We start from the raw sequence: 13,030 nt of genomic DNA, 5'->3' as shown, positions 1-13,030 counted from the left end.
GAAATCGAATGATAGAGATATCGAGCAAAGCTGATTGCTGCGGATGCGCAGCCTGTATGAACGTTTGTCCCAATGGATCTCTCTCCCTGATCAGAGATGAATTCGGATGTGAATATCCAAATATAAATCTTGAGACATGTATCGAGTGCGGACAATGTGAAAAAGTTTGCCCCATTCTGAACAGCTCTGAAGAAATACCGACACATCAGCGAGCATTCCTTATCCAACACAAGGATCCAACGATCTTAGGTCAGAGTACTTCAGGAGGTGCTTTTTCTGCGCTCGCAGAAGAGGTTCTTGGGCAGGGTGGCTTGGTTTTTGGCCATGGATACAATGGTGAAATAGAGAGTCGCGCACCAGAGGTTCATTGTTTTTCTGTTAACGATCGAGAGCAACTTAGCTTGTTCCGGAATAGCAAATATTCTCAGAGCACCATTGGTTATTCATTGAAAAACGTGAAGGAGCAGCTTCGGAAAGGGACGATCGTTCTTTTTTCAGGGACCCCGTGTCAGACGGAAGGTCTACTCAAATACCTAGGGCACAAACCAGAGAATCTGATTTTGGTTGATGTTGTATGCCGTGCGGTCCCAGTTCGTCAAATGTTCGAAAAATATTGTAATTGGCTGCAGGAAGAATACGGAAAAAGTGTCCATTCGGTCCGTTTTCGTGACAAACGTAAATATGGATATCGCTATTCGAATATCTGTGCTTTTCAGAGAAACGATGAGTCCCCCTTTTATTCTGCGGGCGTGGAAAGTGACCCAATGCTGAGAGCGTTCTTCTCTAACATTTGCGATCGTCCGAGTTGCTATGAGTGCAAGTTCAAAAAACGTTATCGTCCAGTAGACCTTACATTATGGGATTGCTTTGATATATATGAACTGGATCGATCCCTAGACAACAACCTGGGGGTGACCCGGGTTCTGGTTCATACCGATAAAGGCGCAGACATGATGCAAAGTATCAGGCAATATGCTTTGGTTATTGAAATTGACGTTGAAGAGGCTATTCGTAACTCTCGCGAGATGACGAATTCCGTTTCTGATAATACTATGCGACAATGTTTTCTGGAAGATCTTCGAGAACTCAACAGCGTTGAGCTTATAGAAAAGTGGTTTCCCGATAATGTTCGCGTTAAAGCTGAACGAGCCATCCGAAAGATCATGGTTGGAATGGGAATTTATGACAAAGGAAAACGCGTTGCAAAACGTCTCCTCAAGAACTTCCACAGAAGGTAAGGGTACAAAAGTCGAGTAAGGTAGTTCTTTGCAGAATATGAACGACCCCCTAATTAGCGTTATTGTTCCCGTCTATAACGTTGAGAATTATCTAGGGGATTGCTTAGATAGCCTGCTTAAGCAAACATATTCCAACTATGAGGTTATCGTTGTTGATGATGGGTCGACCGATAATTCGGGTCATATTTGCGATCATTACGCAAAAGAGCATGTACCTATCAAAGTTTTGCACAAGAAAAACGGTGGGTTGAGCGACGCAAGAAATGCGGGCCTTATAGAATCGGGGGGTAGCTACATCGCTTTTGTAGATGGAGACGACTACGTCTCTCCCGTCTTTCTTGAGATGCTCTACAAGGCTATCGAAGTTACAGGAGCTGAGATTTCCGCTGTTGTTGGCGGCACTTCATTTACCGATGGAAATGAAGTGCCGCTCTGTTCGAGCATGGAAGATTTTAGTACCAAGACACTGGAAAAAGAAGAGTATCTAGAGGGTATGCTCTATCAAGTTTATACGACGGGTGCCCCTTGGCGTATGTACAGAAGAGACCTTTTAGGTACGAACCCGTTTCCTGTAGGCACATACTATGAGGATTTGGCATCGACCTACAAGTTTGTTTTTGCAGCAACTCGTATTGCTTTGCTTGAGCGTATAGATTTATACGCGTATAGGCTTCGATCAACGAGCATCATACGAGAGCAATATTCAGAAATCAAGCTTAAGTCTGCGATCAATGTTTCAAGGCAGTTAGCGGATGACCTTAGTACTCAGTCGCAGGCTATAGCAACTGCAGCCGCGTCGAGGTGTTTCTCTGTAAATCGGCTTGTGTATGCACAGGTCCCGCGAGATAATAAAGCAGACAAAGAGCTCCTTTGGAACGAGATGAAGAAGTACCGTAAAACTGTTTTGTTTGATGCTAAGGCAAGGCTACGAGAGCGTATTGCGGTTGTTGTTACCTATTTCGGAGAGCATCTTTTCTCGATCTTTTGTTCAATTTGCAGAAAACTTGGATTGATGAGATGAACCACCTGTCTCCTTTAGAACGAACACCTATTGCAGATTTTATTTATTACGCTGCCTTATCCTTATGGCTAGTGGGCATGGTTTTCTTCGCGTCTCTTTTTGCAGGATATATAGACGGTAATGTCTTTCGCGCTATTCGTGTCGTATCGTTGATCCTAGCTCTTGTAAGCTGCATGATGACGATAAAGTTATCTAAAAAAACCGCAATTAGCATCCTGCTTGCAGCGATAGCTATCATTTCAGTTTTTATCGCCGATCAAGGTTTTGTACTCGACCTTGTTGTGTTCATGTTTTGTGCCCAAGATCGAGACTTTAGAACCGTAGCAAAGGTTGCTCTGGTCACTTTATCTGTCTCCGTTCTTTTTATCATCGTGTCATCTTTTCTTGGTTTAATAGAGAATTATCGCAGCTTGTCTGGATCGAGAGAGAGATATTACCTTGGTTTTCGCCATGCTCTGCGCGCTCCGCAGTTTTTTATGGCCATTGCTGCTCTTTGGATTTATTTGAAGAAAAAAGACTTCAGTGCTTTTGGCGTAGTTCTTTTATTGATCATCGATTGCGCGATCTACGCCTTCAGCGGTTCCCGAACCTCGTTTTTCTTGACAGCTGTGTTGATTGTTCTGGCTGGATATTTTAGTGGCGCAAAAAGCATGTTCCCTAAAAGGCTATCTAGATTGTTGAGTTTTGCTTATCCCGCTATGGCAATTTTTTCTCTTGCAATCGTACTTGCGTATTCACCAACTAATGATTTCTTGCGCGCTTTAGATGCTAGTAGTGTATTAGGCGGGCGACTCTCTTTAGGCAGCCAGGCAATCGATAAATATGGAATTTCGTTTTTTGGCCAACAAATTACTGTTGTGGGAAACGGACTCAATGCGGATGGATCAATACAAAACGTAGGCGAATACAATTATATTGACAATCTATACATAAAGCTGCTTGTTCAGCTAGGCGTTGTTTTCACGATTATATATCTTGCGATTTTTACGTATGCAGGTATCAAGGCTTACAAGAACAATGATTGTTTTACCGTATTGATTCTTGCAATGCTTGCTTTTTCAGGGTTAATCAATGACCTGACTTTATACTTGGAGTTTAATCCTTTTGCGCTTTTGGTGGCAATTGCTGCTTTTGGAAAGGATCAGCCTTTCGCAATTGCGACACACAAGAAAAGAATGGAGTGGTAGTAATGAGAGGGTTGTTGAAAAAACCAATTGTTTCCTTGTCGTTCGATGACGGGAGAAGCGATCATTTCGTAACAGCAAAGGAAATTTTGGATCCCAAGGGCATCCCAGCAAGCTTCAATATAACGACTGCCTGTATCGAAGGTAAAATCGAAGTTGGCCTAAATGGGCACATGAGCTTCGATGAACTTACTTGGATGGTGAATAACCCGTTGTTCGAGGTAGCCGCACACGGGGATTTTCACAAGAACGATATTGAAGACATCTCTAGAGGGATAAAGAAGCTCAGGGATTGGTATCCAGACAACCTTGAAACGATGGGTTTTGTAAGTCCAAATTCTCTGCTCTCGAAAAAAGAAGCTGAAGAATTGCGTGATGATTTGGTTGCGCAGAATATTGAATATGTTCGAATTGGAAGAAATATAAGCCGAAAAGATATTCCAAAAAGAGTTATTTCGAAACTATCCAAAGTTACCGGTTCAGACAAAATGTTCCAAAGGCTATATGAGTCATCTTTGAATTACAAAACAGACGGTTTTGTACTACAGGCAGTTCCCGTCATGAAAGAGAACACTGTAAGTCAAATGGAGGCTATTGTAGAAAGCGCAATTGAGCGAAATGCCTGGCTTATTTTGGAACTTCATAGCATCGAAACGCCGGAAAACCAAAGGGAGTATGCGGAGGAGTTTTGTTGGGATAAAGGTAAGTTTATAGAACTATGCGACTTCTTGAACAAGAAAAGGAACAATGACGACCTAGAAATCTTAACTGTACTTGATGCGAAACAGCGTGGGTAGGGTATGGCAGTTTTGGAGAAGATAAAAAAAGCGAAAAGGGTTCTGAAAGAAGAGTTATTTTCTCTTTTTTCTGGACTTCTAACAAGTAGGTTAGATGTAGCCGACAATAAGATTGTTTTAACTGCAGACAATGGAACGGGATACCGTTGTAATCCGAAATATATTGCAGAGGAGCTCCATCGCATTGATCCTGGCCTTGATATTGTTTGGTTGAAGGACAAAGATTCATATTATGACCTACCAGAATATGTTCGCCCGGTTACTTTTGGGAGTTGGGCGTCTGTCAAAGAACTTGCAACTGCTAAAATCTGGGTAGATAACGGCCGGTCGAAACGTTGTATTAGAAAAAAAGATTCCCAGTTTTACCTTCAGACTTGGCATGCCTACTTAGCCCCAAAAAAAGTTGAAAAAGATGCTGCTGACAAGCTAACAAAACGGTACATTCAAAACGCTGTGATTGACGCAGAAGACACAGACTTAATGATTGCGAACAACCCATTCATCCAAGAACTTCAGCAGAATGCTTTTTGGTATGACGGCGAAGTTAGATTCATTGATATTCCTAGAAACGAACCCTTGATCAGCGCAGATCCGGAGAAAAGAAGTATGGTTTGCCAGGCTTTGGGTATAGACGAAAAATGCAAGATATGCCTTTATGCGCCTACTTTTCGCAAAGACAAGAGTACGCGAATGTACAACTTTGATTACGCGGGTGTATGCAAAGCTCTAGAAGAGCGATTCGGAGGAAAATATGTGTTTGCCCTGCGCCTTCATCCAGGTGTCGTTGACAAGATCGACGAAATCGACCTCCAAGATGCAATAAACGCATCCATGTATTCCGATACTCAAGAGTTGTTGTGCGCAGTCGATGTTTTGATAAGTGATTATTCTTCAATAGTCGAAGACTTTGTTTTAACGGGGAGGCCTGGATTTGTTTATGCTCCAGACTTCGAAGACTATATGAACGATAGAGGGTTGTATTATCCGCTTGAAGAGAGACCCTGGCCAGTTTCGTACACCTATAATGAGCTCATAGAATCTATCAAAAACTTTAATGCTGAATCGTTTGAGCAAGATCGAATCGTTTTTTTAGATAAATTTGGGGTCATAGAGTCTGGTCATGGCGCTCAAGAAGTTGGTAAGCTTCTTTATTCTGTGATAAAAAACACCCATGAGTAATCTGAAGCCAAATAGTTTATTAAAGAATACATCGATGCTGTTTCTTCTTACGGCTTCTAACTATATATTTGGATTTGCCTCGATTCCTTACCTTACACGTGTTCTGGGCCCAGAAACATATGGAATAATCGGTGTCGCAATGGCGGTTTATACCTTCATGCAACTTTTTCTTGACTTTGGTTTCATACTATCCGCAACAGGGGAAGTTGCCTCAAATCGCGATTGCAACGAAAGTATTGAACAAACCTTGTCGTCTGTGACTGGCGCGAAAGCTGTGCTCATAATTTCCTGCGGTGTTATCTTGGCTATACTGTGCCTTTCGGTCGAGATGTTCCGTGAGCAATGGATTCTGTATATGCTTTTTTTCGCATACGCTGCAATCAATTCTCTTATCCCTGATTTTTTATATCGAGGAATCGAGCGAATGGAAATCGTCACCATTCGTACAGTGATAATAAAGGCTGTTTTCTTAGTTTGCATATTCATTTTTATAAGAAGTGCTAGTGATTACCTTTTAGTCCCAGTCTTTTATTTAATGGGTGCGCTTGGTGCATTGGTTGCTGTATTTTGGCATGTTCGCTTTAGGATGAGACTACGCCTTCGACGTACTTCGCTCATATCGGTTGTAAATTCGATAAAAAAATCTGCAGAATTCTTTTTCTCAAGAATTGCAAGCACCATATACACGTATTTGAACACAGTAATTCTTGGTGTCATGTTCACTAATTCTTCGGGATTGGGTTTATATAGTGCAGCCGATCGCGCCATTGTAGCAGGAAAGAGCGTTTCGTCTCCAATCGCAGATAGTATGTACCCATACATGATGAGAAAAAGAAACAATCGCCTCCTCGTTACGATTGCGTTTGTCGGCGGTTTTGCTTTACTGCTGATCTGCATACCTTGCTGGATTTTCTCAACAGAGATTTGCTTGTTTGTGTTTGGTGAAGAGTATGGAGGCGCAGGCCCCATCCTTAGACTGCTACTCCCTCTAATCCCTATTTCTCTTTTGACGTATCTGTTTGGTTTTCCTGCGCTTACTCCATTTGGAAAGGCTTCGATCGCAAACCGTTCGGTCGTTTATGGCGCAATCCTGCATTGCGTTCAGCTAGCCTTTCTGTTTTATTTTGGGATGGTCTCTATAGAGTCGATTTGTATTGCAACGGTAATTACAGAATCGTTTGTGCTCGTTATAAGAGCACTCGCTTATTTTGTGTTATTGGCATCAAATAGAGAAAATGGCAGTCTATAGGCTATGTGCTAAGCTAGAGACGATAATAAAGCGAATTGATGGTTTAGGAGAAAGTCATGAAAGGGATTATTCTTGCAGGTGGAAGTGGAACACGCCTGTATCCCATTACAAAAGCCGTCAACAAGCAATTACTCCCAATATATGATAAGCCCCTTATCTACTATCCTCTTTCTGTATTGATGCTTGCAGGAATAAGGGAGGTTCTTCTTATCACGACACCGCGAGACATGGGGGCATACGCAGAGCTCTTAGGAGATGGTAGCGAGATTGGCATGCGCATCGAGTTGGCTTGCCAAGAGCAACCCAATGGTTTGGCCGAGGCTTTTTTGATAGGCAGAAGTTTTATAGGGGTTGATAATGTTGCCTTAGTCTTGGGCGACAACATGTTTCATGGTCAAAACCTAACTAAAACACTCCTTAGCGCTAAAGACCGCATTGAAGAAAAAGGTGGTGCGGTTATTTTTGGCTATCCCGTGATCGATCCCCGCTCATTCGGTGTTGTAGAGTTTGATGAAGACTTTAAAGTTGTTGGAATAGAAGAAAAGCCCGATGAACCTAAATCAAACTATGCTGTTCCTGGATTATATTTCTACGATAACAAAGTATGTGATATTGCCGAGAATGTTCGTCCTTCAGAACGTGGAGAGCTCGAGATTACTAGCGTGAACAATGAGTATTTGAAAAATGGAGAGCTAAATGTTGAGCTAATGGGTCGAGGGATGGCTTGGCTTGACACGGGCACTCCAGAAGGACTGTTAAAAGCAGCAGAATATGTCGAAGCGATTCAATCAAGACAAGGCTATTATGTTGCATGTCTTGAAGAAATTGCTTTCCGCCGGAATTTCATATCTCGAGAGCAGCTATACAAGCTTGGCAAAAACTTGCACAAGACAGCTTATGGCAAATATCTCATCTCTATTGCTGAAGAGCAGTCTGAATGATTCGAAGAAGTCAACCTCAGGGAACTTTAGAGGGGTTTGAGAAAGTGTTTGTACCAGAGAAAATCATAGTAACTGGTGGTGCCGGTTTTATTGGTTCTAATTTTGTCCGATGGGTGATCGAGAACGCCCCAAACGCCCACGTTGTTGTATTGGATAAGTTGACTTACGCAGGAAACATTAACAATCTTGCTGGGCTTCCTGAAGATAGGTTGACCTTTGTAAAAGGGGATATCTGCGATAAAGAACTTGTCGAAAGCCTCTTTTCAGAAGCTGACGCCGTTGTCCATTTTGCTGCAGAATCCCACAACGACAACTCGATAGCAAATCCTGATCCTTTTCTGCGAACGAATGTTGAGGGCACCTATACGCTTTTAGAAGCTGCTCGAAAGTATGGGGTCAGATTTCATCATGTTTCTACAGATGAGGTGTATGGGGATCTTGCTCTTGATGACCCTTCAAAGTTCACTGAGGATTCACCGTATCGCCCAAGTAGTCCGTACTCTTCAACAAAGGCTGCATCAGATATGTTGGTGCGTGCTTGGCATCGAACGTATGGGGTGCCAATAACAATTTCAAACTGTTCGAATAACTATGGAGCATATCAGCACATCGAAAAATTCATCCCGCGTCAAATTACTAACATTTTAACCGGTAAGCACCCTAAGCTTTATGGCGATGGTCTCAATGTTCGAGACTGGATCCATGTCGAAGACCATTCTGCAGCTGTGTGGCTGATTCTCACTCAAGGCGCAATTGGAGAAACATATTTAATTGGGGCAGATGGCGAGAAAAATAATCTTGATGTTTTAAGATCAATACTTCGAAATATGGGTAAAGATCCCGATGATTTTGATTGGGTGAAAGATCGACCAGGTCATGATCGACGATATGCAATTGATGCGACAAAACTAAAGACCGAGCTCGGATGGAGGCCAATACACACTGATTTCGATGCTGGGCTAAAGTCGACGATTGATTGGTACATCGAGAATAAACCATGGTGGCTAGGGGAGAAAGAAGCAACTGAAGCAAAATATGACGCGACGGGGCATTAGCCAATTCAATTGCGCTTTTTGGAAAAGTTGGAGCTCGCAGAAGAGTCTGCGTTAATAAACATTTAGCTGGATTAGAATCTCTAATTTGGAGTGAAGATGAAATCTGTTATCACATACGGAACTTTTGACTTATTGCATTATGGTCATGTTAGATTACTTGAGCGTGCAAAAGCACTTGGTGACAGGCTTATTGTTGGCGTTACGTCAGATAGTTACGACAAGGAACGAGGGAAGCTCAACGTCCACGACTCGCTTGCGAGGCGCATGGAGGCTGTGAGAGCAACAGGACTTGCTGATGAAGTTATTGTTGAAGAGTACGAAGGCCAAAAGATTCATGATATTCGAAAATATGACATCGATATTTTCGCTATCGGTTCAGACTGGGTTGGGAAATTTGATTATTTAAATGAGTATTGCGATGTAGTTTATCTAGAGAGGACCAAAGGGGTTTCTTCAACCGAACTACGAAAAAAAGAACATGAGTTGCTACGGATTGGTATTTCTGGAACAGGAAGAATAGCTCGTAGGTTTATACCCGAAGCTCATTTTGTTAGTGGTGTGGAAGTGGTCGGTGCCTACAATAAAACGCTTAATCACGCTGCAGAATTTGCACAAGAGTTTGATCTGGAATTCGCAACCGATAACTTTGAGGATTTTTTGGCGCAGGTTAATACGGTATACATTGCCTCTCCGCATCAATTTCATTTTGAACAAACAATGATGGCTCTAGAAGCTGGTAAGCACGTACTATGCGAAAAGCCTTTTGCGATGAACGAGCAGGAGGTCCACGAAGCCTATTCTCTCGCGAGGGAGAAAGGCGTGGCGCTCGTTCACGGAATTAAGACTGCATATTGTCCCGCATTCGAGCATTTGGTCCTTCTTGCTAAGAGCGGACGAATCGGCTCGATCGTTGATGTTGATGCTTCGTTTACCAAACTCGAAAAGCCAGGTGTTCGCGAGTTGAAGAACAATGGCTTCGGCGGATCGATGCTGGAATTGTCGGCATATCCTTTGCTGGCTATCGTGAAATTGCTTGGCGAGGAGCCAAATAGGCAAGAGTTGTTTTCTTCGATCAAAGACGGGGTTGATATCTTCGATAGAGGATTCATCGAGTTTAGCGAAGCTGTCGGCTCGTTCAAGGTGGGTCTCGGAGCAAAGACCGAGGGCAGCTTGGTCATTACAGGAACCAAGGGATACATTTACGTTCCCGCTCCGTGGTGGAAGACCAGCTATTTCGAGATGCGCTTTGAAGACGCTAATGCCACCAGAAAATACTTCTACTCTTTTGACGGCGATGGACTCCGTTATGAACTTTTGGAGCTTGTGAACCTGGTTTCGAAAGGCAAGACCGAGAGCGACGTGTTAACAGAGGCCGAGACTGCTTTCATCGTGAAGATGCAGAATAGCCTCGAGTATATCGATTAGTTTCTCGAGGTGAGAGCACGACGCACGCGACTAGATTCACGTGCGCATTCATGCGGCGGTGTGGACAATCCTGACGCGCAGGCGCTTGGGCGAGACATATCTGGTCAGAGCGGATGGCGAGAGGAGCAACCTCGAGGTGTTGCGTGTGATCTTGCACGAGGTGGGTCGGGATGCGGGCGGTTTCAAGTGGGTACGCGACCAGCCGGGGCAAGATCGTCGTTATGCAGTCGATGCGAGCAAGCTCATGCGTGAGCTGGGTTGGCGCCTGGAGCACGTTGATTTTGAAGCTGGCCTGCGCGAGACGATCGCGTGGTACGCAGCCAACCGCGCCTGGTGGAAGAGCGTGAAGGCGGAGGTCGAGGCGCGGTATAAGGTGTGGGGGTTGCAAATATCGGTAAAGAAGTCTAAAAGTATTCGTAGTTTAAAGTCAGAGGCTGCAGGGTAATAGAGGAAAGAAGCAGATTGGATACAATCGACTTTTTGAAAGACAATATGGATGCCGAAATTAAAAAGATTTTGGATGCTATACAAGAAATTTCCGCAGAATTGCGCAATAAGTCTATGTTTGCGCAACAAGAAGATTATCTTAATAAAATTGATTCATTAGAGCTCGTCAAACGGATACGAAAGTTCAGATCTCTCAATCTCAAATCGATGTCTGAGAGTGAAGTTGCACAAGCGGTTTCGGATGTTTTGACGTGGAATGGTCTATTTATTTACCTGGTTCAAACTTCCGCATATCCGCAAGGTACGCAGTTTTTTAGAATTAGAAAATTGAATGATGGGCTAATTCCAAATGAGACAATAAGTGCTTACGGGGATTTATGGGAACCACCTGAAGCATCTGTCAAAGTTGCTGGAAGATTGAATAAAGCCGGCGAGTCTCTTTTATATGTAGCCCCGATGGATCCAACAGGACTCTTTCAAGAAGTTGGGGTATCTGACGGAGATTGGTACGCGCTAATTCGGTATTCAGCTTTAGACGAAATCAAGGTCAATGTTATTGGTGGCCAATACGATTATGAGGCTATGGGTATTACGGACGAGACTGCACTATTGAACAATGAAATAATTAATGACTTTTTGAAAGACGAATTTAGTAAGCCTGTGGGAAAAGGCACCGAGTATTTATACAAAGCGTCAGAAATAATCGCAAAATGGTATTTTGATTTACCGTCCGAGGACATTCAAGATGCGTGGGCGTATAGTTCAGTTCATGATACATCCAAGTACAATGTGTGTTTTCGGCCGGAAATTGCACATAAACTTTTGAAGCTAGATGGTGCAATGATCTGCAAAAAGGGAAAAGGAGATAGTATCAACGTATATTGCATTGCCTTAGGCTTAGAAGAAACTGGAGAGGTGCTTTTTTATCCATTGGGCTCCGAGCAGCAGAAGCAATCTTTTCCGGAGATTAAAGTGACTTAAGCCTGCAGCGATGCCTTGTTGGTTCCATGACGAAGCAACGCAACAAGCTCAGCAATATGACCAGGTAAGTGATTTGTTCGCTATGATAATTCTTGACTACTTAAGGTTGCAAGGATATGCCTTGCGTCAGATTGCCAACATCTTGCAGGGCGAGAAGCTGAAGCTCTATGGCGATAGACGTAACGTACCCGACTGGGTTCATGTGCGCAAGCTTGCGGCGACGTGGATCGTCCTGACGCGTGGACGCCTGGGTGAGACACATATGGTCGAGTCGGACAGCGAGAGGAGCAACCTCGATACGCCGCGCGCGATCCTGCGCGAGATGGGTCGGGTTGCAGAAGTTTAATAAATAAAAAGTGCACTCGACTTAATCTTGATACCAGCTTCGAATACTTTTTTCGTATTTTGCGCCAATCTTTGCTATAGCCTTTTCGACCGGCACACTCGCCTTTTTGTATTGTTTTGCTAAGTCCTTACGTTTGTTAGAGGCTTGCGTGTTGCAGCTTCTTGAGCAATATAATGCTTCAGTCCCACGCGATTTATCGTCGACAAAGACCCGCCCGCAGTTGGCGCAGAGCTTAGGAACACCCGACTCCGCGAATTTTGCAATCTCGTAATAGAACTCTTGGACAGGATTACGGGCATTGCGGACTGTGAACCTACCATTTTCGAAATCAACTTTAAATGTGTTGCAAGAATAGTATGCTTCATAGTTGTCTTCAAAAAGCGCGTTCATAAACCAAGTAAAGATGAATGCGGCAATTTCTGAGTCTGTCATACTCTCTTTTACGATAAAAGGCTTGTTCAGGTATGAGTATCTGCCTTTGGCGAGCATGTTGTAGGCTTCATCGTCGAGGGCTTTAATGGTTTCAGTTATTGTCGTAATCTCGTTTGAGTCAAAGAGGGCGTGCAGCGCCGATTCTGCTCCGCGTTCAGAGTGATAGTCGGAGCTAATACAAAGACCGGATCGTACGATCTGTGCGTTAGTGTTGTTGCCTATAGATTTTCTTTCGAGAAATCCATCAACTTCGCTTCGTGAAGCTAGAGCGGCGAGAAAAAGTAGGCGTTGAGCATTTTGTATGAATTCATCTATTGAAGACAAAAATATATATTCATAGCGACCGTTAGACTTAATTATCTCATCGATATCACCATCGCGGTATTCGGATGGTTTTCGTATGGCATTTCCTAATACGCCTTCTCGCACTACAAGCTCATCAAGATAATCTATATCGATGAAATATTTCTGAGTGGCGGCTTCTATGCTTCCTTTGAAGCAGTAATTCTCATTAACGGAAAGTATGTCTTCTATATTTTCTTCTAGGTCTATTTCAAAGAAATATTTAGCGAAAAAAGAGTAAGGTAGAGTAGTCGTTAATTTTATAAAATCTTTGGCAGTTCGAACTTCTAACATAGAAATGATCATTGAACGAATGTTGTACTTTTCGTCCTGAACAATATCTTTTTTATCGATAAACCCCTTGCTTTCATTGATAAAAGTAAACTTCATTTG

The 13,030-nt window shown here is 43.2% G+C and carries 13 protein-coding genes; 12 read left to right on the top strand and 1 reads right to left on the bottom strand.

Annotated elements, in window-relative coordinates:
* Window positions 1–8 precede the first annotated feature (8 nt).
* From NFR25_RS01735 to NFR25_RS01680, 12 genes are all read left to right on the top strand, one after another.
* Window positions 9–1,238: a Coenzyme F420 hydrogenase/dehydrogenase, beta subunit C-terminal domain gene (locus tag NFR25_RS01735; RefSeq protein ID WP_251197528.1), complete on the top strand. Its 1,230-nt coding sequence runs from the start codon at window positions 9–11 to the stop codon at window positions 1,236–1,238.
* A gap of 37 nt (window positions 1,239–1,275) precedes the next feature.
* Complete coding sequence (locus NFR25_RS01730) at window positions 1,276–2,259, top strand: glycosyltransferase family 2 protein (protein ID WP_251197564.1); 984 nt, start codon at window positions 1,276–1,278, stop codon at window positions 2,257–2,259.
* On the top strand, window positions 2,256–3,446 hold the full coding sequence (locus NFR25_RS01725; RefSeq protein WP_251197527.1) for a hypothetical protein: 1,191 nt from the start codon (window positions 2,256–2,258) through the stop codon (window positions 3,444–3,446). The genes NFR25_RS01730 and NFR25_RS01725 overlap by 4 nt, the downstream gene beginning before the upstream one ends.
* Window positions 3,447–3,448: 2 nt before the next feature.
* On the top strand, window positions 3,449–4,240 hold the full coding sequence (locus tag NFR25_RS01720) for a polysaccharide deacetylase family protein (protein ID WP_251197563.1): 792 nt from the start codon (window positions 3,449–3,451) through the stop codon (window positions 4,238–4,240).
* Between the two features lie 3 nt (window positions 4,241–4,243).
* Entirely contained in the window at window positions 4,244–5,419 is a 1,176-nt protein-coding gene (locus tag NFR25_RS01715; RefSeq protein WP_251197526.1) for a CDP-glycerol glycerophosphotransferase family protein, read from the top strand.
* On the top strand, window positions 5,412–6,668 hold the full coding sequence (locus NFR25_RS01710; protein ID WP_251197525.1) for an oligosaccharide flippase family protein: 1,257 nt from the start codon (window positions 5,412–5,414) through the stop codon (window positions 6,666–6,668). Before NFR25_RS01715 ends, NFR25_RS01710 begins: the two co-directional genes overlap by 8 nt.
* A 56-nt stretch (window positions 6,669–6,724) precedes the next feature.
* A complete protein-coding gene (rfbA, locus tag NFR25_RS01705; RefSeq protein WP_251197524.1) occupies window positions 6,725–7,609 on the top strand; it encodes a glucose-1-phosphate thymidylyltransferase RfbA in 885 nt (294 codons plus the stop codon).
* The gene (rfbB, locus tag NFR25_RS01700) at window positions 7,606–8,664 is read left to right on the top strand and encodes a dTDP-glucose 4,6-dehydratase (protein WP_251197523.1); all 1,059 of its coding nucleotides are present in this window, start codon (window positions 7,606–7,608) and stop codon (window positions 8,662–8,664) included. Before rfbA ends, rfbB begins: the two co-directional genes overlap by 4 nt.
* A gap of 96 nt (window positions 8,665–8,760) precedes the next feature.
* On the top strand, window positions 8,761–10,089 hold the full coding sequence (locus NFR25_RS01695) for a Gfo/Idh/MocA family oxidoreductase (RefSeq protein WP_251197522.1): 1,329 nt from the start codon (window positions 8,761–8,763) through the stop codon (window positions 10,087–10,089).
* 145 nt (window positions 10,090–10,234) lie between these two features.
* Entirely contained in the window at window positions 10,235–10,534 is a 300-nt protein-coding gene (locus NFR25_RS01690; protein ID WP_251197521.1) for a hypothetical protein, read from the top strand.
* 17 nt (window positions 10,535–10,551) lie between these two features.
* Entirely contained in the window at window positions 10,552–11,517 is a 966-nt protein-coding gene (locus NFR25_RS01685) for a hypothetical protein (protein WP_251197520.1), read from the top strand.
* Window positions 11,518–11,638: 121 nt separating this feature from the next.
* Window positions 11,639–11,863: a hypothetical protein gene (locus tag NFR25_RS01680; protein ID WP_251197519.1), complete on the top strand. Its 225-nt coding sequence runs from the start codon at window positions 11,639–11,641 to the stop codon at window positions 11,861–11,863.
* A gap of 21 nt (window positions 11,864–11,884) precedes the next feature.
* On the opposite strand, the gene NFR25_RS01675 is transcribed toward NFR25_RS01680, so the two are convergent.
* Complete coding sequence (locus NFR25_RS01675; RefSeq protein ID WP_251197518.1) at window positions 11,885–13,027, bottom strand: hypothetical protein; 1,143 nt, start codon at window positions 13,025–13,027, stop codon at window positions 11,885–11,887.
* Window positions 13,028–13,030 lie beyond the last annotated feature (3 nt).

The organism is Anaerotardibacter muris (assembly GCF_943192915.1).
GTDB classification, from domain to species: domain Bacteria; phylum Actinomycetota; class Coriobacteriia; order Coriobacteriales; family Eggerthellaceae; genus Anaerotardibacter; species Anaerotardibacter muris.
This window is presented reverse-complemented; position numbering and strand designations above follow the sequence as displayed.